Source organism: Halapricum sp. CBA1109 (assembly GCF_009741825.1).
Lineage (GTDB): Archaea > Halobacteriota > Halobacteria > Halobacteriales > Haloarculaceae > Halapricum.
In genome coordinates, this window is sequence record NZ_WPCA01000014.1 from 1 (window position 1) to 23,241 (window position 23,241).

21 protein-coding genes, 1 tRNA gene and 1 pseudogene are annotated in these 23,241 nt (G+C 63.4%); 13 read left to right on the forward strand and 10 right to left on the reverse strand.

Going from position 1 to position 23,241, the window contains the following annotated elements; all coding sequences use genetic code 11:
* A partial coding sequence (locus tag GJ629_RS02870) for an iron-sulfur cluster assembly protein (protein ID WP_231754463.1) occupies positions 1 to 325 on the reverse strand: 325 nt, incomplete at its 3' end.
* 66 nt (positions 326 to 391) lie between these two features.
* On the opposite strand from GJ629_RS02870, the gene GJ629_RS02875 reads away from it, so the two are divergent.
* The 4 genes from GJ629_RS02875 (at position 392) to GJ629_RS02890 (ending at position 3,554) form a co-directional block, all read left to right on the forward strand.
* Positions 392 to 1,576: an MFS transporter gene (locus tag GJ629_RS02875; protein ID WP_157511664.1), complete on the forward strand. Its 1,185-nt coding sequence runs from the start codon at positions 392 to 394 to the stop codon at positions 1,574 to 1,576.
* Positions 1,577 to 1,656: 80 nt separating this feature from the next.
* The gene (locus GJ629_RS02880; RefSeq protein WP_157511665.1) at positions 1,657 to 2,136 is read left to right on the forward strand and encodes a redoxin domain-containing protein; all 480 of its coding nucleotides are present in this window, start codon (positions 1,657 to 1,659) and stop codon (positions 2,134 to 2,136) included.
* A 76-nt stretch (positions 2,137 to 2,212) separates the two neighbouring features.
* Positions 2,213 to 3,280, forward strand: coding sequence for a copper-containing nitrite reductase (nirK, locus tag GJ629_RS02885; protein ID WP_157511666.1), 1,068 nt, complete (start codon positions 2,213 to 2,215; stop codon positions 3,278 to 3,280).
* A gap of 106 nt (positions 3,281 to 3,386) precedes the next feature.
* Entirely contained in the window at positions 3,387 to 3,554 is a 168-nt protein-coding gene (locus tag GJ629_RS02890; RefSeq protein WP_157511667.1) for a hypothetical protein, read from the forward strand.
* Between the two features lie 10 nt (positions 3,555 to 3,564).
* Here the strand turns inward: GJ629_RS02890 and GJ629_RS02895 are convergent, their stop codons facing one another.
* Positions 3,565 to 3,981: a universal stress protein gene (locus GJ629_RS02895; RefSeq protein ID WP_157511668.1), complete on the reverse strand. Its 417-nt coding sequence runs from the start codon at positions 3,979 to 3,981 to the stop codon at positions 3,565 to 3,567.
* Between the two features lie 893 nt (positions 3,982 to 4,874).
* Between GJ629_RS02895 and GJ629_RS02900 the strand changes: the two genes are divergently transcribed.
* From GJ629_RS02900 to GJ629_RS02910, 3 genes are all read left to right on the forward strand, one after another.
* On the forward strand, positions 4,875 to 5,897 hold the full coding sequence (locus tag GJ629_RS02900) for a bifunctional oligoribonuclease/PAP phosphatase NrnA (protein ID WP_157511669.1): 1,023 nt from the start codon (positions 4,875 to 4,877) through the stop codon (positions 5,895 to 5,897).
* A 389-nt stretch (positions 5,898 to 6,286) separates the two neighbouring features.
* The gene (locus tag GJ629_RS02905) at positions 6,287 to 6,682 is read left to right on the forward strand and encodes a DUF5805 domain-containing protein (RefSeq protein WP_157511670.1); all 396 of its coding nucleotides are present in this window, start codon (positions 6,287 to 6,289) and stop codon (positions 6,680 to 6,682) included.
* Positions 6,679 to 7,704: a tyrosine-type recombinase/integrase gene (locus GJ629_RS02910; RefSeq protein WP_157511671.1), complete on the forward strand. Its 1,026-nt coding sequence runs from the start codon at positions 6,679 to 6,681 to the stop codon at positions 7,702 to 7,704. The genes GJ629_RS02905 and GJ629_RS02910 overlap by 4 nt, the downstream gene beginning before the upstream one ends.
* 9 nt (positions 7,705 to 7,713) lie before the next feature.
* On the opposite strand, the gene GJ629_RS02915 is transcribed toward GJ629_RS02910, so the two are convergent.
* The 4 genes from GJ629_RS02915 to GJ629_RS02930 form a co-directional block, all read right to left on the reverse strand.
* Positions 7,714 to 8,193: a hypothetical protein gene (locus GJ629_RS02915; protein ID WP_157511672.1), complete on the reverse strand. Its 480-nt coding sequence runs from the start codon at positions 8,191 to 8,193 to the stop codon at positions 7,714 to 7,716.
* Between the two features lie 42 nt (positions 8,194 to 8,235).
* Positions 8,236 to 8,895 (reverse strand): hypothetical protein, encoded by a 660-nt coding sequence (locus tag GJ629_RS02920; RefSeq protein WP_157511673.1) that lies wholly within the window; start codon positions 8,893 to 8,895, stop codon positions 8,236 to 8,238.
* Between the two features lie 1,240 nt (positions 8,896 to 10,135).
* Entirely contained in the window at positions 10,136 to 12,184 is a 2,049-nt protein-coding gene (locus GJ629_RS17835) for a hypothetical protein (RefSeq protein WP_157511674.1), read from the reverse strand.
* Positions 12,185 to 13,096: 912 nt separating this feature from the next.
* Positions 13,097 to 16,099, reverse strand: a complete 3,003-nt coding sequence (locus tag GJ629_RS02930; RefSeq protein ID WP_157511675.1) for a hypothetical protein — start codon at positions 16,097 to 16,099, stop codon at positions 13,097 to 13,099.
* 28 nt (positions 16,100 to 16,127) lie between these two features.
* Between GJ629_RS02930 and GJ629_RS17840 the strand changes: the two are divergent.
* The 3 genes and pseudogenes from GJ629_RS17840 to GJ629_RS17845 form a co-directional block, all read left to right on the forward strand.
* A pseudogene (locus tag GJ629_RS17840) lies at positions 16,128 to 17,324 on the forward strand (transposase); the annotation flags it as partial.
* Between the two features lie 371 nt (positions 17,325 to 17,695).
* Positions 17,696 to 18,349: an FG-GAP repeat protein gene (locus GJ629_RS02940; protein WP_197428400.1), complete on the forward strand. Its 654-nt coding sequence runs from the start codon at positions 17,696 to 17,698 to the stop codon at positions 18,347 to 18,349.
* On the forward strand, positions 18,286 to 18,909 hold the full coding sequence (locus GJ629_RS17845) for an FG-GAP repeat protein (RefSeq protein WP_157511677.1): 624 nt from the start codon (positions 18,286 to 18,288) through the stop codon (positions 18,907 to 18,909). Before GJ629_RS02940 ends, GJ629_RS17845 begins: the two co-directional genes overlap by 64 nt.
* Here the strand turns inward: GJ629_RS17845 and panB are convergent.
* Complete coding sequence (panB, locus tag GJ629_RS02950; RefSeq protein WP_157511678.1) at positions 18,903 to 19,709, reverse strand: 3-methyl-2-oxobutanoate hydroxymethyltransferase; 807 nt, start codon at positions 19,707 to 19,709, stop codon at positions 18,903 to 18,905. The two genes, GJ629_RS17845 and panB, sit on opposite strands and share 7 nt — an antisense overlap.
* 131 nt (positions 19,710 to 19,840) lie before the next feature.
* Between panB and GJ629_RS02955 the strand changes: the two genes are divergently transcribed.
* Positions 19,841 to 20,026 carry a DUF5822 domain-containing protein gene (locus GJ629_RS02955; protein ID WP_157511687.1) on the forward strand — a complete coding sequence of 62 codons (186 nt, stop codon included), beginning with the start codon at positions 19,841 to 19,843 and terminating at the stop codon, positions 20,024 to 20,026.
* On the opposite strand, the gene GJ629_RS02960 is transcribed toward GJ629_RS02955, so the two are convergent.
* The 3 genes from GJ629_RS02960 to GJ629_RS02970 are packed head-to-tail and all read right to left on the reverse strand — an operon-like array spanning position 20,013 to position 22,247.
* Positions 20,013 to 20,540, reverse strand: a complete 528-nt coding sequence (locus GJ629_RS02960) for an HAD family hydrolase (protein ID WP_370515767.1) — start codon at positions 20,538 to 20,540, stop codon at positions 20,013 to 20,015. The genes GJ629_RS02955 and GJ629_RS02960 overlap by 14 nt on opposite strands.
* 38 nt (positions 20,541 to 20,578) lie before the next feature.
* Positions 20,579 to 21,679 carry an acyl-CoA dehydrogenase family protein gene (locus GJ629_RS02965; protein ID WP_370515768.1) on the reverse strand — a complete coding sequence of 367 codons (1,101 nt, stop codon included), beginning with the start codon at positions 21,677 to 21,679 and terminating at the stop codon, positions 20,579 to 20,581.
* A 52-nt stretch (positions 21,680 to 21,731) separates the two neighbouring features.
* Complete coding sequence (locus GJ629_RS02970; protein ID WP_157511679.1) at positions 21,732 to 22,247, reverse strand: multiprotein-bridging factor 1 family protein; 516 nt, start codon at positions 22,245 to 22,247, stop codon at positions 21,732 to 21,734.
* Between the two features lie 182 nt (positions 22,248 to 22,429).
* On the opposite strand from GJ629_RS02970, the gene GJ629_RS02975 reads away from it, so the two are divergent.
* Positions 22,430 to 22,514 (forward strand) — tRNA-Leu (locus tag GJ629_RS02975).
* Between the two features lie 465 nt (positions 22,515 to 22,979).
* On the forward strand, positions 22,980 to 23,177 hold the full coding sequence (locus GJ629_RS02980) for a XapX domain-containing protein (protein ID WP_157511680.1): 198 nt from the start codon (positions 22,980 to 22,982) through the stop codon (positions 23,175 to 23,177).
* The last annotated feature ends 64 nt before the right edge of the window (positions 23,178 to 23,241 follow it).

The window sequence follows — 23,241 nt, forward strand, 5'->3', positions numbered from 1 at the left end:
CGTCCGCGTCGGCGTCGACGACGTCGACTGCCTCGATGCCGTCGACGCTCTCGGCGGCGGCGGCCGCGGCCGTCCGCAGGTCCCCGCTGGCCGCCGCCGGGTCGAGGACGACCGTCGCCTCCGGTCCGTGGACGTCTATCTCGGCGACGGCCCCGGACGACAGCGGGTCCTCGTCCGCACCGGGGAGCGTTATCGCCGATAGTGCCTCTCTGACTCGCCGCTCGTGGTCTGATTGGTGTTCCATTGCTGAGATGGGGTCGCTGGCCGCGATGCTCCTGACACTCGCTTCGAGGGCCGCCACGGCCTCGTCAGTCACGACGAACATGTTCGTCACCGCGGCGCACGACAGTCCGGGACCGTTTATCAGTGGTCGACCCGAACCGTCAAGTAGATGACCGAGCGACCGCGTCTGGCACTGGTCGTCTGGAGCGTGCTGGTCTCGCAGGTCCTGCTGTACCCGGGGCTGTCGGAGACGGTCGCGGCGCTGGGCGGGACCGCTGGCATCCTCTCGGAGACGGCGTTTCTGGTCGCCGAGTTCGCCGCGTTCGTCGTCTGCGCGACGCTGTGGGGGGCCGCGAGCGACTCGCTTGGGTCGCGCCGTCCGCTCGTCGTCCTCGGTGCCGTCGGCGGGGCCGGGAGCTACGTCGCCGTGCCCGCGGCCGCGACCGTCGGTGCCCCGTTCGGGGCGATACTGACGCTTCGAGTCGTCGGCGGTGCGTTCACCATCGGGGCGTTCTCGCTGGCGATCACGATGCTGATGGACCTCTCGGGCGGTCACGGGCGGAATATGGGGGCCGCCGGGACCGCAATCGGGTTCGGCGCGGCGCTGGGGTCGGTCTCGGGCGGCGCGCTGTCGACGGTCGATCCGTTCGCGCCGCTGTACGCCGGCGGTGGTCTCCTCGGCGTCGCGGCCCTCGTCGCGGCGACGGTGCCCGACAGCGGTCCCGGCGGCGGCCTCCCGGTCGGGAGCGTCATTGAGGGCGTCCGCTCGCGCCCGACGCTGCTGGTCCCCTACGCCTTCGGCTACATCGACCGCCTCACGGCGGGCTTTTTCGCCCTCGTCGGCGTGGCGTACTTCCGGGAGACGTTCGCCATCGGCGCGGCCCAAGCCGGGGTGACGCTGGCGCTGTTTTTCCTCCCGTTCGCCGCGCTGCAGTACTACGCCGGGTTGGTGTCCGACCGGGTCGGCCGGTTCCTGCCGGTCGTCGCCGGGTCGCTGCTCTACGGGGTCGTCATCGTCGCCATCGCCGCCGCGCCGACCTACCTCGTGGCCGCTGGCCTGATGGTCTGCTGTGGGGTCTGTGGCGCGTTCATCTCCCCGGCGACGATGGCGCTCGTCACCGACATCGTCCCCGGCAGCGAACGCGGCGTCGCGATGGGCGGGTTCAACGTCTTCGGGAGCCTCGGGATGTTGAGCGGGTTCCTCGTCGGCGGTGTCGTCACGAGCGTCTACGGCTACCTCCCGGCGTTTCTCGTCGCCGGTGGTCTCGAAATCGCTATCGCGCTGGTGGCGTCCCGGTCGGTCCGTCGCATCGCTCCGCAGCCGACTGCCGGGGACCGGGCGGAACACGGCTGAGCGTCACGCGGTCGACACGTCGCCGGCAGAGGCCACCGGCGACCAATTCCTTATCACGGACACGCTCGTACCGATAGTCGATGGCAACACCACAGACTGGTGACAGTGCGCCGCTGTTCACCGCGACAGTCGGAACGTCCGATCACGAATCGTTCGCCCTCGAGGACCACCTCGGCGACGGGCCGGTCGTCCTCGCGTTCTTCCCGGGGGCGTTCACGCCGCCGTGTACCAACGAGATGATCGCGCTGCAGGACCACCTCGACGACTTCGCCGAGGCCGGCGCGACGGTACTGGGCGTCAGCGCCGATTCGGCGTTCTCGCTGGGCTCGTTCCGCGAGGAACACGGCATCGAGTTCGACCTGATCAGCGATATGGGCCGCGAGGCCATCGACGCCTACGACGTCCGCATCGACATCGAGGACCTCGGCCTCATCGGTATCGCCAACCGCTCGGTGTTCGTCCTCGACGACGAGGGGACGGTCACCTACACGTGGGTCGCCGACGACCCGACGAACGAGCCCGACTACGAGGAACTGCTCGACGCCGTCCAGTCGGCCTGATCGACCACCTCCCGCTTCATTTCGAATATGTTCGGCGTTCGAACCACCGTGTAGGGTACCGTCTCTCGACGTATAGATGTACGATCACAGCACGCGACGACAACTACTCGGTGCGGCGGGCGTCACCGGTGCGCTGGCGCTGGCCGGCTGTGTCGGTGGATCGACGGGGACGGACACCCCGGAACAGGGCGACTCGGGGCTCTCGGCTCCGAAGGACACCGACGTCGACAGGGTCGCGGCCGACCCGCGGGACATCCCCGATCCGATCGACCGGGACTCGCCGACGACCGTCGAGGTCGAACTGGAGACCGAGGAGGTCGTCGCGGAGGTCGAACCCGGCGTAACGTTCCAGTATATGACTTTCGACGGGCAGATTCCGGGCCCGATGGTCCGGGCGCGCGTCGGCGACACCATCGACCTCACGATCCGCAACCCCGAGTCGAACTCGATGACTCACAACGTCGACTTCCACGCGGCCCGCGGGACCGGCGGCGGGGCGGAGGCGACGAGGGTCGCACCCGGCGAGGAGGAACGCCTCCGGTTCGAGGTCACCTACCCCGGGGCGTTCGTCTACCACTGTGCGGTCGCTGCCGTGGACTACCACATCTCTTCGGGGATGTTCGGCCTCATCGTCGTCGAACCGCCCGAGGGTCTCTCGGATGTCGACCACGAGTTCTACCTCGGCCAACACGAACTCTACACCACGGGCGACGCCGGTCAGCAGGGTCACCACGAGTTCGACTTCCCAAGTATGGCCGCCGAGGAGCCGACCTACGTCCTGATGAACGGCGAGAAGTACGCCATCACGCCCGAGAACTACCACGAGATGCAGGTCGAGACGGGCGACACCGCCCGCGTGTTCTTCGCCGTCGGCGGCCCAAACAAGCAGTCTAGCTTCCACCCCATCGGGAGCGTCTGGGACGAGGTCTACGAACAGGGTGCGCTGGCGAACGACCCCGCCCGGTACGTCCAGACGACGCCGGTCCCGCCGGGGAGTTCCTGCGTTGCCACGATGTCGTTCCCGGTCCCCGGCGCGTTCAAACTGGTCGACCACGCCCTCTCGCGGGTCGCCCGCAAGGGCGCGATGGCGGTGGTCACCGCCGATGGCGAGGCGAACCCCGAACTCTTCGACCCGGACGCGTAGTCTCAGTCCCCGACCGCTGGATCGGACACTGTGACGGATCTCTATCGACAGGCGTCGCTTCTACGTCCGTAGCATCGGTGTCGTATGGCGACTCGATCCCGCCACGATGGCCAGCCCGCTCGGCGAGGTGGTCGAGGACGCTGTCAGTAACGTGTTCGCGATCAGTGAGCAAGCGACCGAGCGATTTTCGATACTGCAACGGAACTCGCTGTCGTCGCCCACCGAGCGATCACCGACGTTCGTCTCGTCCGGGAAACCCAAGTACGGCCGGTAGGAGCCGCCGACTATACGACGAGCACTTCGTGGTCTATGTCTTGGAGGACCCTACTGGCGGTGCTGCCGATTGTCGAGCGTGGGTGAGTACGGCCGCGGGCCCCGAGTACGATCAGGTCTACGTCGTTCTCCCGAGCGTACTCGACGATCTCCTCGCTCGGATCCCCGTGAAAACATCTCGTGACCACACGGACTCCCGCTTCGGTCCCGTATTCGCTGATCGCGTCGAGTTGCCGGTTGGCCCGGTCCTCGAGCTCGTTGAGGACCAACTCGTGACTACTCAACGCCGGTTCACCGTATCTCGCCGTGTTGACAACGGTGATCACGTGGAGTTCGGCGTCGTGTTCTCGGGCGAGGTTGACCGCCCGTTCGACCGCCTCTTGTGCGTTCTCACTTCCGTCCGTCCCTACTGCGATGGCATCGTACATTGCACTTCGGGTGTCGACAGTGGTACGTCGACATCATAGGTAGTCGGTGCATACCCGAGCATACTGCCCGAGTCTCCCGCGTAGACGGTCAGAGATATCAGCCGACAGAACGCTTCTCCCACTCTGGTGTTCGACACCCCCGACAGACACGTCCCTGGTGGGTATGTCTCTGCAGGTCAGCTACCATCTACGGGACGACGACGGCAGTCCGAAGTCACGCTGACGGTCCCAGACGGGCGTCTCTGTCGATAGAAAACACACTGCGGCGAGAACGGAAAGCGTGGGATCCGTGGATACGAGCCTCGGTACATCGAGTGACTGAGACGGAACTTCGATTGTTGGCTTCCTGAGACACTCGTTCGTGTCCGGTGGTCTGTGGGGCTGTAGCTGCCGGGGCTCTGGGGGGTCGACTTCCGGACAATTCTGTATAGCCAAATATGATTTATGTGTCGTAGCTGAGTCGGGTCGTAGCTATCCAAACCGACAGTAGTCGCAGGTCTCGACGGACGCGACCACGTCACTGTGCTTACCGACTGCTGGACGTTGAGTCCCCGCTGACCAGCTTGGACCTATCCGCGCCCGACGAACGAGGGGACTCCACTCCGCGCTCGCAGGAGCTGTCTGTTCCCCTGCCAGTTACCGGGCCGGTAAGTGTGTCAGGCAGGGGATTCGAATCTGTATCTTCCCACCCGATCCGGGTACGTCCCGTTTCGGTTGCCGTCACGGGAGGAGAAGTTGCCGAGACTGGAAACACTCCGCTCTCTCGGCCACCGAGTGTCCGTGCACACCTGTGTTCTGTGCCCAACAGGAACAGATACGCAGACGCAGGCTACTCGCTGCGTGTTCAAACAGTTCGCCCGAACGGCTTAGTCGGTCCCGAGAGAACGGACGGTATGGGCACCGTATCGACGTTACGGGAGTTGCTGGAGTCAGCTGGGTCGCTGACTATCGTCTGTCACAACAACCCGGACCCGGACTGTCTGGCGAGCGCGTTGGCGCTGGGTCGAATCGCTGCGGCCGCGGGCATCGACGAACGGCGGATCCTCTACAGCGGGACCATCTCCCACCAGCAAAACCGGGCGTTCGTCAACCTACTCGACATCGACCTCCAACCCTTCGACCGGGGGGCCGTCGTCGACCGCGCCGACGACGAGTTGCTGGCCTTTGTCGACCACAGCGTCGCGGGAGGGAACAACGAAGTGCCGGACGGAACGCCCGTCGACATCGTGCTTGACCACCATCCTGCGGAGAACATCGAGGCGCGGTTCGTCGACCACCGCCCCGAACTGGGAGCGACGGCGACGATTCTCACCGAGTACGTCACCGAACTCGACGTCGAAATCGACACGACACTCGCGACCGCGCTGTTGTTCGCCATCCGCCGAGAGACGTTGGGGTTTCTCCGCGGGACGACACCTGCGGAGTACGCCGCTGCTGGCAACCTCCACGAGACAGCGGACAGGGACCTACTGCGGAAGCTCTCTACCCCGTCGGTGAGTGGGGTGACGGTCGACGCCATCGCCGACGCTATCGAGAACCGGTTCGTCACGGGAGCGGTGTTGATTACGCACGTGGGCCGCACGAGTGAACGCGACGCTCTCCCGCAGGCCGCGGACTACCTCGCGACCCTAGAGGGCGTCGAGACGGCCATCGTCTTCGGCATCGTCGAGGAGAGCATCCACCTCAGCGGCCGGTCGACGGACCCGCGAATCCATATGGGCGACGTACTCGCCGGGGCGTTCGAGGACGTCGGGAGTGCCGGCGGCCACCGCGAGATGGCCGGCGGCGAGGTTCCGCTGGGCATCTTCGCCGGCTACGAGGACGACCAACTCGTTGATATCGTCGAGCAGGTGGTTACCGCTCGGTTGATCGGAACACTCAATCTCGACGGCGTCGAAGAAAAGTCACTGAGCTAACTTTTCGACCATTCTGTGACACTCGCCACAGATATAGCGAAATAATATTTAGGAGTGCAGTAACGGACAACGAGTTGTAAGTTTCCACTCTCGACGGCAGAAAGGGTTAATAGATGCGAACGAAATCCGGGCCCGACGATGGCCGATCTCGACTGCTCTACCCTGGGGGTTGGACGCCGAAAACCGGGTTGCGTTCTCACGACGAATTCGATAGTCGATCAGCGTCGTTATACTTTAGCTGTGAGCGTAGGACTATCTATCCTCGGACGCTGATGCGCGGTCGAAGAACGCGCGATATAGGGGGCAAATAGGGGTACAGTGAACCAAATAAGGGTCTTTATCCTCGAATATGGGTTAGATTGATGTGGGAGGGGGCCGACGGCCGAGGTATGTCGGCAGAGACAGACCGAGTCGCGGTGAAGACCTACGTCCCGGCCTATCAGAAAGCGGAGTGGACGGACCACGCCGAGCGATTGGAGATGAGCCAAAGCGAGTTCGTTCGGACGATGGTACAGGCCGGGCGTCGCGGGTTTCTCTCGGCCGAGGACGGCGGCACGGACGGGGATGACTGTGAGTCGGACGCCGACGGCACCGACGCCGCCGAACTCGCCGACAGGGTGCAGTCCGTCCTCTCTGGGTCGACACACCACTCGTGGGAGGAACTCCTCGAATCGCTGACCGACGACATCGAGACGCGTCTCGACGAGACGCTGGCGGAACTCCAGGAGGACAACGTCGTTCGATACAGCGGCCGCCACGGCGGCTACACGCTGGTGGATCGATGAGTGCGACGGACACGACGGAAGCCGACGAGGACCCAATCGCGTACTTCCTGCAGGACATCGCCTATCAGGGCAAGACAGAGCGGACGCAGGCGGCCTACGAGCGGGTGCTCCGGTCGTTCGAGGCGTTCCTCGACGACCGGGACTGTACACTCACAGCGGCTACACACAGGGACTGTATGGCCTACGTCCACTCGCTCCGGGGAACGACGGCGGACAGCACCGTAGCGACGTACACGTCGTATCTCCACCGGTTCTACGACTATATGACACAGGTCGGGGCTTTCGACACCAATCCGATGGCGCTGGTCATCGAGGAGGTCGACGAGACTATCGACACCGACCCGGCACGACGGGACGTCTCCGTGCCCGAGATGCGCTCGTTCGTCGGCGCTATCGGGCATCCCTTGGACAGGGCCCTGATCGTCACGCTCCTGAAGACGGGGATGCGGGCGGGGGAACTGTGCAACCTCGACCAGCGGGACCTCCATCTGGCCGACGACCCCCGGGAGTCAGTGACCGTTCGACCCCAACTGGAGGGGCGGCTGGATTCGCTGTACGTCTCGGCGACGCCAGCCCGCGGCGAGACGGTCAACGGCGAGCGACGCGACGCGTCGAACAAGCGACAGCGCGACACTGTGATTCCCGTCGACGGGGAACTCACGAGCGTCCTCCGGCAGTGGCTCGCCGTCCGGCCGGACCCAGTCTCGGAGGCGAGACCGCTGTTCACGGGCACGAGCGATAGCTGGGGCCGCCGAGTCACGACGGACATCGTCCACCATACCGTCGAGCGACACGCGCGGGACGCCGGGTGGTACCACGACGGGGCCGGCGCCGCCAGCAACGTCACGCCCCACTACTTCCGGCACTTTTTCACGACACATCTCCGGGACCGGACCGGTGACCGCGGCATCGTCAAGTACCTCCGTGGCGACGTCGCCCAGGACGTCATCGACACCTACACCCACGACTGGGGGGACCGCGTTCGGTCTGTCTACGAACAGCACGTCTATCGCCTGCTTTGAGGTCCAGCTCTACTGTGGGTTGTTATCTCGTATCACGCCCTGCACGCCCGCTCTCGAACTAGTAAACCACATATCGCTATATACAATGCGCCGTCCGTAGGCCACAAGTTCGGCATCTGGATTCCTACAAACCACCACTTCTGTGATATATGGTAGATTAGTTTCTCTGCTGATGGAGTGGCACTTGTTGCCGCCGGTATTGCTGACGAACCGTTTGGCTCGCTTTTTCGCGTCACCGTCAGCGACACGTTTGATCGCCCGGTCGAATGAGGCGTCGAGAGTACCGTCGCCGTCGGCCACGATACGCCGCGTTTCCCCGGAAAGCTCGGTCACCGAGTCGAGGTATCGCGGCGCCGTCCCAGCCGCCAGCCGAACGTCCGCAGTATCCCCACCACGGAGCATCTCCTCCACAGCAGAGGTATCGGCGGCCATCTGGGCGCGCCGTAGCGCCAGCGAGCGGTCGATGGCCGATGCGTCCGCCCGGATCACGTCGTCGACGACAGCACCGTCGAGTTTGGCCGTCCCTCCGGCTCAGTACGCCTCGATACCGATGTGCTCGGCCACGGCCTCGTACCGCTCGCGGTCGGGGTCGTGTGGGTCGCCGTAGGCGATGACCAGTACCGCGCCGTCGTCGAGTTCTCGAGTCTCCCAAGCGGGTGCTGACAGCAGGGTCTCCCGGCCGTACGTCTCGACTACCGGCGGAGTGAAGATGGTAATCCAACTGAGACGCTCATATTCGTCGTGGGCCAGCGATTGGGCGGTGAACGGCGGCGTATCAGTGGTGTGGGCGGCGGCACGGACCGCCGGAGACTCAGCGTGTGCCGCAAGTGGCGTGTCGTCGGTGGCCTCGTAGCCCACAGCAATCATATCGGCGAACTGCCCGACTAAATCTGGGGTCCCGAGGTCGTGCTCACTCTTGAGGAAGTACTCACAGAGGGGTGTCTCGAAGAGGTCCCACGTCTCCGCGCCCTCGTAGGTGTAGTTGTCGGGGTGGTCCATGCCTGTCATCTCGGCGGCGATGTCCTCACAGCCGATGCTGACGTTACCGAAGGCGGTCCGCAGGAACGGCGGATCCCAGTCCCACTCTGGATTATCATCGAACGCCGTCCGGTGTGCCGTCTTGATGGCGGCCGGGTCGCCTTCCCGGTAGAGGTAGTAAGCGCTAATGTAGCGGTCGTCGTCGACTGACATAGTTACCAGTCGAGTGTCTCCCGTGTAACCCCATCACTGTTTTTGATGAACTCTCCAATTTTGCGCAACTTGTCGCTTCCAGTGTAAGTGAACTCGCCAGACTGACCGACAACCTTCATCGATCTACCGTCGGCGAGATCACCCTCCAGTTGGTGAGCCTTGTAACGGATGAGCTTATTCCGGATATCCTCACGATCAATGTCCCCTGCCTTGGCTTCGATGTATCCGTCGTCACCTCGGAGCAGGTCGAACTCCGAGGACTTACTGGAGCCGTCAGAGTTGGGACCAAGCGCGTCTCTGATGATTTCCTTTTTCCGGGATCGACTAAGATCGGATTCACTTCTCGTACCGACCTCGAAATCAATGTCCTTGATGATCCCGTCGATCTGGTCCGAGTCCAAGCCGTCGAACTCAGGCGTCTCTATCTCTTTGCCCAACTCGATCGTGCCGATGTCGCCTTCGTCTATCTTCTCACGTGCCAGTCGGAACTCGTACATCGCGCCTTTGACACCATTTGGATCCTTGTTGACGAACACATCATCACCACTGGCAGTCAGGTCATCGGTGATCACGGCATCGACGTTCTCGACGTTGGGGTCGTCTGCCAGATCCTGTGCGTCCGTGCCAAACTGATACGCCCGTTCGGGCGTGACATCGGCGGCCTTGCTCTTGTCGTCACCGACCGCTCGCAGTATCGATGCCCTGGCCTGTGTCGCATCCCCGGCGTCGAACGCGAAGAAGTCCGCAAGGTCGCCAGCACCCGACGACCGCATGTCGGCGACACCACTGCCGATGTTCGAGGCGTACTCCCGGTTGACCTCGGTGGTGATACGAAGCATTTCTTCCCGGTCAGCGGTGTCGAGGTCTTTTGTCGCGGCCCGGAAGGCTGCCTTATCTTCGATATCGTTCTCGTACCGCCTGACGAACCTGTTACGGTTGATATCGGTGTCGTCGAGCGTATCGGAGACGATGTCCGCGAACGCAGCGTCGTAGCTACACCCGCTGAGTCCGGTTCCGGACGATCCGCTGGCAGCACCACCAGTTGTGCGCGCACTGCCACCGCCGACAGCACACTCCGGGGTCAGCCATTGCTGGAGCGTTCTCGGTTCCGTCTTGGTTACGAAGCGTACGTCCGCTGCGTCCCCGCCCCGGAGCATCTCTTCGACGGCGGCGGTATCGTCGGCCAACTGGGCACGCCGCAGCGCCAGCGAGCGGTCGATAGCCGAAGCGTCCGCCCGGATCACGTCGTCGACGACAGCGCCGTCAAGTTTTGCCGTCGCTTCGACAACGTCGTCGCCGCCGGCTTGGAGGACTTCTTGGAACGCGCGCCGGCCGTCGGCGTCGAGGTCGTTGTACCGAGCGAGGGCCGTCGCCATCTCGCCGGCGGAGATGTCACCGCGAGCGTAGGCGTTCGTGACGCCCGCTGGGCCGCCGCGTCGTCTCCCAGACGGAGGAGCGTGTCCGCACCGGCTTTGGAGGCGCCTGCGAGTCCGCTGAGCGTCGTCCGGCCCGCGCTGCCCGTTCGCTTGATCAGCGTCGACGCCTTCGCGGCCGGCGTCTCGAGTCCCGTCTCGTCGATATACGACTGCACGCCGCTGTCGAAGCGGTCGACTTCCCCGACGACGCGCTGGCGACCGGCAGTCGATACCCCGCTGAGGCGGTTCGTGACCGCGCCGGTATCGATATCGACGTCCGGAAGCACCGTCCGGACCTTGCTTGCGGCCCCCAGAGCGCGCATCGATGCGGATTTGACTGCTGTCGAGGCCGTGCGGAGTCCCGAGAAGAGCGTCGTGAGTTTGCTCGACCGTTTTGCGATACTCGCGACCGTTCCGCCGGCGGAAGCAGTGATAAACTCGGTGAGTACCATCCCAACGAGGTATCCGGCCGACCAGCTTGCACTGAATTCGAGGTGTGCCGGCCGACCGTGGCTGAACGGATTCCGCTGCTCGCGGGTCTGCGAGACGCTATCGAGCATCAACTCTGGTAGCTTCTTCACGGCAGTCCAGTTACCGTAGAGGTACGTCGCGAGTTCGCGCATCGCGTCGAGTTGCTGTTTGGGATTGTTGATTAGCTCAGCAAGGCCGAGTATCGACTCGCCACTCGCCGTAGTGACCCCCGAGGAAAAGCCCATTAGAAGGATGATTTCTTCTTTCCCGATATCTCCGGGCAGCGGTGCGTCGGCGGCGACGTTCGCCGCCTGACCGAAGGTATCAGTCCCGGCGTAGGTCTGGCGTTTCGAGTTCCCGTGAACGTCCCTCGTTCTGATATCGACGGAGTTCCCAAGGAAGAACCCGCTGACGGCAGTGCCAATCTTGTCCGCGAACGACCGTTCAACATCGAAAATCACTCGTTCGACGCCGGTATCGTCGGTCCCCGTTTTCTCCATCGGGTACTGCATCTTGCCGTTTTTGTAGAAGTTCGCGCCGGCGGCGGTCCCGTCTTCCAGTTCGAACGGGCTCCGGTCTTTCAGCCGGAAGAAGATGTCGTACTCAGTCCCAGTAGCGTCGTTTTTCCGGATGGAGACGATTTCGATCCGCGGGGCTGTGTGATCGAAGAGACCGACCTCTCCGGTCGTCTGGAGTTCTTTGTGGTCGGGGATCCCGTCGCCATCGCTGTCCGAGTCCTGCGGGTCGGACCGGTTCGTATACTCGTTGAGATCATCGACACCGTCAAAGTCCGTGTCAGCGTTCCGCGGGTCGGACGAAACGTGCCGGCGGTCCATCTTTGTGACTGCTGCCGCCCGCCCCTGATTTTCGAGTGTATCGAGCACCGTCTCGGACTGACTCGGTGCGGTAGTGATCGTCGCATTCCATCCCTCGCGTTCTATCGGGTCCGGGAGTCCGTCGCCGTCGGTATCGAGACGTTCTGGACTCGACGACATATCCGCTTGGAGGACCGGAACGCTGGAGACCGGGGCGCCGGGGTACTCCGGCTTGTCCTCCTTTGCGACGATGGTATACTCCTCGCCGTCGGGAATCCCGTCGCCGTCGGTGTCGTTGTCGTAGGGGGAACTCCGGAACTGGCCGCCAGAGATGTAGGGATAGTCCCACGTTCGCTGCTCCCACGCGTTCCAGAGTCCGTCGCCGTCGGCGTCCTTGTAGTTCGTGACTTGCGTTTTGACGGCGGCGTCGGTAGCGCGGATGCGGACGGTCACAGCCCCGCTGAATCGGGTGACGTTGATCCGCTCTCGTACCGTCCCGACCGTCCCGACTGTCAGCGGTTCAGTAATCTTGCCACCCGTCGTCTCGTTCCTGACAGTCACCGTCGCCGACGGGTCATCACCAGTCACTTCCGACTGGTAAGTAAACGCGATTTCACTCGTCCCGTTCTCGGGGACGTAATAGGTCCAGTTCGCCTCGCCAGGGCCGGCCGATTCCGCCGTCGCGTCGGCATTTGTCGAGAGATTCCCGTCCGGTATCGTGACGTTGATAGGTTGGTCCGTATCGAGCGATATGACCTCCGGGTCCGTCGCTCGCCCGGATAGGAACTCCAGTGAGTCGACCGGATCGACGGGGTCCTCGGAGTAGCGGAGGGCGTACGCATAGTTCGTACTCGTTCTCGGTTCCCACCGGCTACTGGTGAAGTAGTAGTCCCCTTTCGCACCGGAATTGATGGAAGTGAACTTACCGATACCACCGGAATACGTCGGAATAGTTCGATTGAGAACGGTCTCTCCATCTGGCGTTATTTCGACAATCCATCCGTGCTTGGCTTTCCATCCGATATCAGGGCTGTTCCAGTTGTAACCCCCGGAAAGGAGTGCGTTCCCGTTATCGAGAGTCGTTATATCGTCGAACGTTGCGATAGACAGATTTCCATCGATAATCCGATTACTGGTCACTGTCCCGTTCGTCGTCACTCGGACGAACCAACCGCCAGCGTCATCGTATTTAGTGTAATTGTACGCGTATCCTGCAATCCCGTACTCGTCCTCGGATAGCTTCGTCAATCCCTTCGCATACCAGTCGTATCCCGGGCCGGTGACGTTATGCTGCCACTGCCTCGTTCCGTTCGACGAGAACTTCGTGAGGTTCCCATACGATGATAGAGTCGTATATCCACCATCGTCCGATAGATACACGTCGACTAGCGAAGTCGTGCTGTTGATCGTCCGATTCGAAAGCACCGTACCGTTCGCGTCCATTCGGCCGAGCCACCCCTGCTCGGAAACTCCATCCCGGTTCTGTCCGCCAACAAACAGTTACTCGCCTGACCCAATATGCTTTATTTCAGTGTATTCGTTCGAGGCACCACGGTAAGATTCACCGTATTTTCGCTGCCACTGAATCGATCCGTTGTTTGATATTTTGACCGTCCAAGCTTTGACTCCGTCCTCATTGGCATATCCACCAGCAAGATACCCCCCGTCGGGAGTCGGTTCGACTGTGGTAAAGAATTCTTTGCCACCATTAGGGTTACTTACTGTCGTATTCCATATCTGGGTCCCATTGGCGAAGCTCTTTGCGACGAAACCCTGTTCAATTCCTTCGCGTTCGTCGCCGACAACTAATCCACCAGCGTAAACAATCGTCTCATTACTGGTAGAGGTCGTATCGTAGAGATATTCTCGGAGACCGGACTCCGATTCAGGACCCGCGTTCAGATCCTGATCCGAGACAATTTGTCGCTTCCCTGCCCAGCCGTAGTCGGGGCTGACACGAATGTCAGCACCGGCAAGACTTTGATTTATGACGCCGCCATCAGCTTCTTGAGCGTCCCACGACCACGCAGCGGTGCCGTTCGCGTCGAACGTGTCGTCAGTATCGTCACGAACGGCCCACTGACTGCTGTCTGGAAGCCCTTCGTACTCGAACCGGGCACTTCCACCCGTGATCGATGTTCGATTGTTGTGGACAGTAACAAGACTCAGACCGTCGGGACCGGACCAGACAAACAGTCGACTTGTCTGTGCTGCACTCAATGGCAGTGTCGTATTCAAGCTCTCATCGCCGAAGAGACCGCTCGCCGTGGTATCGTTGCTGATCGGGACCACGTCGTAGCGATCGCCGCCCTGCGAGACGACGATAGTCTCGTTGGCCGGCTCGCCGCCAACAGTCAGCGTCGTTCCGTTGCGGACTGTACAGTTGCCGACACAGGAGAAGTTCTTGAAGGCGAGCAGTCTCTCGGGTTTCTTCCCGTCGATAGTGACGGCGTCCTGCCAACTGTCGACATCGACAACGGTGTAGTACGAGAACGACTCGACGGTCGCTTTCGCGACCCCCTCCTCGGGATGGATCGTACTCTCGACGGAGTGCCACGATCCCTTCGCGGACCCATTCCACTTGACGACCGAGAGGTTCTGTGCGGCGGGATCGACCGACCCGTTTATCGGAACTGTGACCGTTGCGTTCTCGAAAGCGGTCCCGTTCTGGATGAGTGCGACAGGCCCCGCGCTCGCGTTCATCGCCCCGAAGTAGTCCGGCGCTGAGCTGATCTCCAGTTCCGAGGCGAGGTTTCCGCTGCCGCGGATCGCGACCTCGATCCCGGTCTCATTGTTCACGGCCGAGGTTTCGTAGGTCTCGTTGGCGTCGTCGATATCGTCGTCATCCGTGTCCGCGTCCGTGGGGCTGGATCCAACGGCGATTTCCTCCGCATCGGCGAGTCCATCGTCGTCCGTATCCATCGACAGCGGGTCAGTTCCGTGTTCGTTCCGCTCGGCCCCGTCCAAAAGCGAGTCACCGTCAGTATCGGCAATCTGGACGGCCGTCCCGAGGTCGTACTCCCGGCCGTTCGAGAGCCCATCGCCGTCGAGGTCACCACTGCTGTCGTTGACGCCGTCATCGTCAGAGTCGGGGTCCGTCGGGTCGAGCCCGGAGGCCCGGGTCTCGAACCCGTCCGGCAATCCGTCGCCGTCGGTGTCGGTTTCGAACGGATCGGTCCCAGACGCGTACTCGCGGATGTTGCTCAGCGTATCGCCGTCGAAGTTCTCCCTCCCGTCGGGGATGCCGTCATCGCTGTCGTTCGTCCCCGTCTTCGGACTGTCACTGTCGGCGTCCCGTCGGTCGGTCCCGGTCGTCGTCCGCTCGTAGCTGTCCGGGAGACCGTCGCCGTCGCTGTCGATGTCGACCGCGTCGATGCGGCCGTCACCGTCGGTATCTATCGGTTCTCCGCCGTTCGTCTCGACAGAGTCATTGAAGCCGTCCGCATCGCTGTCGGCGGACAGCGGGTCCGTCCCAAGTGATCTTTCTGTCTCGTTCGAGAGGCCGTCACCGTCGGGGTCGTCCGCCGGCGGATCGGGACCTGATCTCCGGTCGGTGCCGTTTGCGGGGCGGTCACTGTCGCTGTTGGTCTGGTTGTCGGGTTCGCTAGGATCGATATAGCCGGGGATACCGTTCCCGTTGTCGTCTGTCGTTCCTTCTACGACATCGCTGACTCCGTCGCCATCACTGTCGCGGTCGAGATAGTTCGCGTCACCGCTGTCGTCGGTGTCGTTCGTCCCCTCTACCGAGTCGGGGATACCGTCGTTGTCGCTGTCCAGATCACGAAAGTTGTACGTTCCGTCACCGTCGCGGTCCTCGTACGGATTGACATAGTCGACCCCGCCGGCCCATTCTGTCGCGTCCGGAATACCGTCGCCGTCACTGTCAGTATCCAGCGCGTCGATGACTCCGTCGCCGTCCGTGTCCACGGGGACGCCACCATTCGTCTCTATCGTATCGCTGATGCCGTCGCCGTCTGTATCGCTCTCGTTCGGTGACGTTCCGAGAATCAGTTCAGTCTTGGTCGAAAGTTTGTCACCATCCGGATCGGTCTGTACACTCTCGTTGATAGGATCGAGGTACGCCGGGAGGCCATCACCGTCGTAGTCAGTTGTCCCCTCGTTGGCGTCCGAGATACCGTCGCCATCGCTGTCCCGGTCTCGATAGTTCGGTACGCCGTCGCCATCGGTATCGTTGGTCCCCTCGATTCGGTCGGGGATTCCGTCACCATCTGCGTCCCGATCGACTGCGTCGATTTGTCCATCGTCGTCCGTGTCGATAGCGTCGCCGCCGTTGGTTTCGACACGATCACTGATTCCGTCGTCATCGGTATCAGCCGCTGTCTTATTCGTTCCCAGTTCCGCCTCTCTGCTATCGGCTAGACCGTCCGAATCAGTATCCTCTGAGCCAGACTGGCTACTGCTAACCTCTTCGTACAGTGCGAGCGCGTCAAACAGTGATATTTTGCCGTCACCAGTGAAATCGAACTGAGCCGTATTCTGCAAGACAATGTCGTCGGAACGGTATTGATACAGCGTGAGAGCAGACAACAGGATCTACGACGATGTAGAGATCCTCGATCTATTTTCGACTGCCTGCCTCACCCAAGGGAGCGCCCACTCAGAAGGTGAAGCAGGGTGGTTTCTCGACGAGAACGACATCTGCGACGATTCGACGCTCCTACGAGTAATCAAGCAGTTCGCGACGCCAGCTGATCAAAGCCTCCCAAAGCCATTCCAGGAATATCGAATAGAGGATGTTGTCGGCTTCGCCGAAGAGTTTCGAGACGTCCTCATGGACGCCTTTGATACTGCGACCGAGAACATCCTCGATACGATCCGTTACGAGAACCCGTTCGACAACCGCCACACGGTGGCCGCAATCGACTTCACACGCGTCCCGTACCACGTCTGGCCGTGGGTCGATAAAGACGAGCAGATTCCGAAATCGGACTACCCACCGATGGTCAGCGGTTACACGAAAGACGGCGAACTCAAGCACGGCTATACGTTCGCGACGATCACCATCGTCGGCAACCACGTGCCAATCCTCCTCGGGATTGAACCAGTCAAAGAACACTCCGAGTGGGAACCAGCCGACTCACCGTCTGATTCGAAGGCTGAGATCGTGCGCCGTTTGCTGGACAGAGCACAGCACTATGTCGACCTCGACGAGGTACTGCTCGACCGTGGCTTCTACAGTGACGAGGTCTACGCAACGATCGACGAATGCGACCTCCTGTACACAACACCGGTCCCGAAGTACGAGGACGATTACGAGGCGATCAAGCAGATCGAGAGTCATGAAGACGCCGACGCGGCAGTCAAACACGATGTACCGCTGGCCGTCGATGGGGAAATCGATCACAGTGCCGAGTTCCTCTACGTGCCGGCGACGGCCGACGACGCCGATGGCAACTACGCCGTGTTTGTGACCAACCGTGATCGCGTCGAACCCGATGAGATTCGGCACGTCACGAACAGCTACGGTCGTCGCTGGGATATTGAGAACCAGTACAAGTCACTGAAATCCTTCCTGCCAAAAACCTCCTCGAAGGACTACCGCGTACGGTTGTTCAGTTTCACGTTTGCGGCGCTACTGTACAATCTCTGGCGACTCACTGACTTTCTCGTGAAAGCGGGACTTGGTCGTGTGATACGCTCACCACCAGTCGTCACAGCCAAGACGTTCGTCAGAGCGGTTGGTCGCTTTCTTCGTGAGGTTGACTGAGGGCTGAATCGACGATCGGATCGCCATTTGTGAGCCGCAGCACTCGGGTATCCGGCTATATCTGCGGCATTTTCGGAGGACATCAGGATGGCCACGGGTTGTGATGTCCTCTATGCATTGGCCTCAGCCGAGAACCACTCGGATTTCATTGAACTATCCTAGTCCTCGTTTGTAGCGCCTCCAAATCCCGGGAACGTGAGGCTGGTCGATCGACCCCGTCGAACAGTCCTCACTAAACGTCTATTGAGAACTATAGAGACCTATCGTGCCTTTTTTCAGCGGTCATATCATCCAGTCTACTAATGCCCTCCCAGCGTAGAGCATTCCTTGGTGGGTTGTGTAGCGTCGGGACCGGGCTGGTGGCGGGGTGTGTGACCACGAGCGGACGGACGGATCAGCCGCCGACGGAGACGCCGACGGAATCGTCGTCGGATCTCGCGTCGATAGGCGGGCCGACGACGTGGTCACCACAGGCAAAACTCGCAGCCAGCACGGGTACCGATGGGGACGAGTTCGGAACGACGGTCTCGATATCCGCAGACCGGTCGACGGCCGTCGTCGGCGCGCCCGGTGCCGACAGCCGCTTCTCCCCGGCGGCGGGGTCGGCGTACGTCTTCGACCGCGCGGGCGGCAAGTGGTCACAATCGGCGACGCTGCTCGCGTCGGACGGTCCAGAGGGGACCGCGTTCGGTCGCGACGTCGCCGTCGACGACCACGGCGACCGTATCCTCGTCGGAGCCCCCGGCGAGGACAGCGGGACGGCGTATCTCTTCGAGGCCGGCCCCGACGGCTGGACGCAGACGGCGCGACTCCCCGTCGGAACGGACGGGAGTCCGGTCGCCGGCGACACAGTCGCCCTCTCCGGTGACGGGTCGACTGCGCTCGTCGGGACGGGTCGAACGGAGACTGCGGCCCGCGTGTTCGCTGTCGACGGAGCGGATTCTCCCGGGCTGGGTCCCTCGTGGGAACGACCGACGCCCGTCCGTCGGCCCTCACGCTGGCCCGCGACGGGACGGCCGCCGTAGTCGGCGAAGCCGAGACCGACGACGCGGACGGCGTCGCAACCGTCTACCGGACAGTTGGCGAGGAGTGGGTCGTCGACGGCCGAGTCCGGCCGGCCGACGCCGCGCTGTCGTCGTTCGGCCGGTCCGTAGCCGTCGACGGCGACGGGACGTCGCTGCTGGTCGGGGCCGACGCCGACGACGGCGGCGTCGTCTCGGTGTACGACCGGACCGATGGGTCGTGGTCCCGGACGGCGACGCTCACGGGCCGGGCGCGGGGTCCGGACCGGTTCGGCGAAGACGTGGCCCTCTCGGCGGACGGGTCCCGCGCGGCCGTCGGCGCGTCCGTCGAAGCAGCGCGTGCGGGCGAGACGAGCGGGGACGGCCTACGTCTTCGGCATCGGTCCGGAGGGTGGCGGACGCGGGCGCGACTCGTCCCGCCCGACAGCCAGACCGCCGGCGACGAGTTCGGGTACGCCGTCTCCATCACCGGGGACGGCGAGACGGTCCTCGTCGGCGCCCGCGGCGACACCCGGCCGAACGGTCCCCGGTCGGGGTCGGCGTACGTCTTCACGACTCAGTAGAAGTCGTCGACGTCGTCCTCGTAGTGGCTGTGTTCCTCGGCGGGGAAGTCCCCGTCTTCGACCGCCTCGCGGTAGGACTCAAGCGCGTCGCGCATCTCCCCGCGGACGTCACCGAAGGACTTCGAGAACGGCGCGACGCCCTCGCTGAGACCGATTATCTCGTCGACAGTCAGCACTTGTCCGTCGCAGTCGGGCCCGGCACCGATGCCGATGGTCGGGATGTCGAGGTCGTCGGTCACCTGCCGGGCGACGTTGGCGGGGACGTGTTCGAGCACCAGCGAGAACGCCCCCGCTCGCTGGTGTTTGTGCGCGAGGTCCAGTATCTCGCGGGCGGCCTCCGTGTTGGTCCCCTGTCTGAACAGGCCAGTCTCGTTCTCGCGTTGGGGCGTCAGTCCGAGATGTGCCTGCACTGGCACGCCGATGTCTGTCAGTCGGTCGGTCAACTCGACGGTGTGGCTGCCGGACTCGAGTTTGACGGCGTCCGCGCCGGCTTCTTTGACCATCTGGCCGCAGTGTTCTATCGCCTCGTCGGTGTCGGCCCCGTAGGAGAGAAAGGGCATATCGGCGACGACGAACGCCTCGTCGGCCCCGCGGACGACCGACGCCGTGTGACTCGCCATCTCGTCGACGGTCACCGGGAGCGTCGAGTCGTGGCCGTGTCTGAGGTTGCCGACGGAGTCCCCGACCAACAGGAGGTCGATGCCCGCCGCCTCGGCGATAGCGGCCGTCGGTGCGTCGTACGCCGTCACCATCGGAATCGGCCCCTCGCCGGCCATCTTCCGGATGTCCTTCGCGCGCATACCACTCTTTCCAGCGGCGTCCAACTAAAGGCTGTCACCCGAACCGCAACCGATTTGTCGTCCGGTCCGTGAGAGAGAGTGTGCCATCCGTCGAGACGACCGACCCGGACGGCGTCGATTACGGCTGGGTGATGCAGACGACGTTCGTCCTCACCATCGTCGTCGGCGCGCCCATCGTCGCCGTCGTCTCGCTGCTCGCCGACCTCTCGACGTGGAGCGCCCGCGCCGAATTCGCCATCCGGGTCGGCGCGCCCGTGTGGTTCTGTACCGCACTCGCCGTCTTCCTGTACGCCCGCCGGCGGACTACCGACCGCTGACGTACCGGAAGTCGGTCCCCGCCGCCGTCGCCGTCTCCTCGTCGCTCTCGGAGTCGCCGACGAACAGCGTCCGCTCGGGGGCGGCGTCCAACTGTTCTATCGTGACCAGCAACGGCTTCGGATCGGGCTTTTGCCCGTCGACAGAGTCCCGCCCGACCACCGCGTCGACGGCCTCGGTCAGTCCGTGGGTCTTTAAGGCGACGTGACAGGCCTCGGCGCAGTTCAGCGAGCAGACGCCGACGGGTTCGGACCGCGGGAGCTCCGTGGCGGTCGGCAGTCGCTCGGACTCGCGCGCGCCGTCGATCTCGAACTCCGAGACGGCGGCCTCGACATCGGTTTCGAGGTCCGTCCCGCTCGCCCGGTCCATCATCGTCCAGAGGTCCATCCCGCTCACGTCGTCGCCGTTCGCCTCGAAGACGTCCACGACGGCGGCGGCGACAGCGCCCCAGTCGACGGCGAGTCTGACGAGCGTTCCGTCTAAGTCGTAGACGACGGCTTCGTACTCCGAGTGCACGCCTCACCGTTGGACGAGTGTGGGCAAGTGCGTGTCGCTCACAACAACTCGCGGGCGATGATCGTCTTCTGTATCTCGCTCGTCCCCTCGTAGATGGTCGTCACGCGCGCGTCGCGGTGGAGTCGCTCGACGGACAGGGCGTCCGAGTGACCGTCGAAACCGCAGAGGTCGACGGCCTCGCCGGTCACCTCGACGGCCGCCTCGCTGGCGACGTACTTCGCGACGCTCGCCGGGGTCCGGGCGCCGCCGCCGTCGTCCTGCGTCCGCGCGGCGTGGTGGGTCACCTGCCGCGCCGCCTGCGTCCGGGCGTGCATCTCCGCGAGGCGGTGCCTGACCGATTGGCTCGGGTCGATCGGGACGTGTTCGACCGTCGCGTCGAGGGCCGCCTGCGCGACTCCGACCGACTGGGCGGCGATGCCGATGCGCCCGCCGGTCAGGACCGACAGCGCCGCTTTCAGCCCCTCGCCGACGGGAGTGAGTCGCGCGCTCTCGGGCAGGGCGACGCCATCGAACTCCAGTCCGGTCGTGTCGCTGGCCCGGAGGCCGAGTTTCTCCTCGGGCGCGGTGACGGTGAGTCCCTCGGCGTCGGCCGGGACGAGAAACTGGGTGATCGTGTCCTCCCGTTCGGCATCGGTCCGCGCGAAGACGACGTAGACGCCCGCTCGCTGGCCGTTGGTGATCCACTGCTTGCGCCCGTCGAGGACGTAGCCGTCGTCGACTGCTCGCGCGACGGTCGACATCTCCGCGGGGTTCGACCCGGCGTCCGGTTCCGAGAGCGCGAACGCGCCGACCGGTCGCCCGTCGGCCATTTCCGGGAGCCACCGGTCGCGCTGGGCCGCTGTCCCGAAGGCGTCGATGCACTCGACGGCCAGACAGTGGACCGACAGCGCCGTGGCCACGGCCAACATTCCGGACGCCAGCGCCTCGTTGACCAACGCGTAGGCCGTCCGGTCGACCCCGAGGCCGCCGTGGCTTCCGGGGACCGCGAGGCTGGTGAGGTCCGCCTCGGCTAGTGCGTCCCACGCGTCCTCGGGGAACTGCTCGGTGCGGTCGGCCGCCGCGGCGGCGGGCCGGAGGTGGTCTGTGGCGACGCGGTCGGCCACCTCGGCGAGGGCCGCCTGTTCTGGCGTCGGAATCACGGTACTAGACAACACGTACCACGACAAAAAAGACTGCGCGCGAATCGGTGGGTCAGGCGTCGGCGAGTTCGATGTCGAGGAAGTCCTCGAGTTTGGTGATAGTCGAGCCACCGACGCCGGCCTTGGTGGCGCGGCTCTGTTCGACCGCGAGGATGTCAGACTCCTCAACGTCGATTTCGGCGGCGAGTTCCTCGCGCTGGAGGCCGGCGTCCTGCCGGGCCTCGGTCAGTCGCTTGCCGTAGTCGGGGTGGAGATACGGCAACTGGTCGTCGTCGTAGTTGGTGCCGCTCTCCTCCCAGTGGGTGGAGTCGCCCTTGGTGGCGTCCTGCACGCGGGCGGTGTTCTGGGCGGCCTTGCGCTTGCGGTCGCGGTCGCTGTCGCGGCCGTCGCCGCCGGTGTTGTCGGTCGATGTCGGGTTCGCGTCGTCGCGGTGCTGTGCGCACTCCTCGCAGACGTCGAGCCGTGCGCCGGCGACCTCTACCGTCTCCAGTGACGAGTCCGTCGCACCGCAGAGCTCACAGCTCCCGCCGGTGTCGCCGGAGCCACCACCGGTCGAGTACTTTGCCATAACCCGTAGTTGCGTAGTGAGGCTTTTCAGTGTAGCGGTCCCGAACAGCCCCGATTGGCGACCGCTGCGTATCGAAACCTCCCGTCCGGCGTCCGGATGACACAGAGTGACGATGGCCGTCGGCAAACGAAAGCGCTTTTACCCAAACGGGGGATAGCGTTGAACGCAGTAAGACAGCGCGAGCGTGGGTAGCCAAGCCAGGCCAACGGCGCAGCGTTGAGGGCGCTGTCCCGTAGGGGTCCGCCGGTTCGAATCCGGTCCCACGCATCGCACGGACGACCAACCGTCGTCCACGAGGCGGCGACGCCGCCACACGATGCAGGTGCACTCCCTCAGGGACTGCACCCACGCACAATTCCTACCGACCCGAGACACGGAGCGACGGCGTTACGTACGGATCCCGAGTACACGCCCACCAGCGGATGCCACTCGCGGGGTTCCTGCAATCGTAACCGACTGCCAGCGGTAGTACCTTCGCTCGGCTGAACCGCCCCTCTCGTCGGTCGATACCGAACTGTATATATACGACATCTGGCTGCAAGAATCATATTTGAAAACTGGGGCAGAAGATTTATATACTGGTGTCCCATCTACTGAGGTGAGGCACCGTGAAGGTGCCTGTTGCAAACCCCCCCACCCCCCACCCCCACCACTTTGCTTTCGACGCTACGTCCCGTCGAGCGGTAGCCCCGTTCGGCGTGGATTTTTGACCCCGCTCCCGCAGAGAACAGTATGGACACGGCACTCGCAGTGCTCGCGCTCACGACCGGCCTGATCGCCGGCGGTATCTTCCGGTTCTTTCACGTCCCGATTCCCGCACCGCCGACGCTGCCCGGACTCCTCGGCATCGTCGGTCTGTTTCTGGGGTATCGACTCGTCGAGTATCTCGGCGTCGGCGTTGATGTCCTCGCACTCTTGGGTCTGTCCTGACGAGTTCCCACTGTCGGGAATCACCGACGACTTGATTTAGGCGGGTTGTCTACGCCGACTGGAG

Bases quoted from the DNA above. Each gene is read 5' to 3' on its own strand.
- GJ629_RS02875 (WP_157511664.1), top strand. From the start codon at position 392: ATGACCGAGCGACCGCGTCTGGCACTGGTCGTCTGGAGCGTGCTGGTC.
- GJ629_RS02880 (WP_157511665.1), top strand. From the start codon at position 1,657: ATGGCAACACCACAGACTGGTGACAGTGCGCCGCTGTTCACCGCGACA.
- nirK (WP_157511666.1), top strand. From the start codon at position 2,213: ATGTACGATCACAGCACGCGACGACAACTACTCGGTGCGGCGGGCGTC.
- GJ629_RS02890 (WP_157511667.1), top strand. From the start codon at position 3,387: ATGGCCAGCCCGCTCGGCGAGGTGGTCGAGGACGCTGTCAGTAACGTG.
- GJ629_RS02895 (WP_157511668.1), bottom strand. From the start codon at position 3,981: ATGTACGATGCCATCGCAGTAGGGACGGACGGAAGTGAGAACGCACAA.
- GJ629_RS02900 (WP_157511669.1), top strand. From the start codon at position 4,875: ATGGGCACCGTATCGACGTTACGGGAGTTGCTGGAGTCAGCTGGGTCG.
- GJ629_RS02905 (WP_157511670.1), top strand. From the start codon at position 6,287: ATGTCGGCAGAGACAGACCGAGTCGCGGTGAAGACCTACGTCCCGGCC.
- GJ629_RS02910 (WP_157511671.1), top strand. From the start codon at position 6,679: ATGAGTGCGACGGACACGACGGAAGCCGACGAGGACCCAATCGCGTAC.
- GJ629_RS02920 (WP_157511673.1), bottom strand. From the start codon at position 8,895: ATGTCAGTCGACGACGACCGCTACATTAGCGCTTACTACCTCTACCGG.
- panB (WP_157511678.1), bottom strand. From the start codon at position 19,709: ATGCGCGCGAAGGACATCCGGAAGATGGCCGGCGAGGGGCCGATTCCG.
- GJ629_RS02955 (WP_157511687.1), top strand. From the start codon at position 19,841: ATGCAGACGACGTTCGTCCTCACCATCGTCGTCGGCGCGCCCATCGTC.
- GJ629_RS02970 (WP_157511679.1), bottom strand. From the start codon at position 22,247: ATGGCAAAGTACTCGACCGGTGGTGGCTCCGGCGACACCGGCGGGAGC.
- GJ629_RS02980 (WP_157511680.1), top strand. From the start codon at position 22,980: ATGGACACGGCACTCGCAGTGCTCGCGCTCACGACCGGCCTGATCGCC.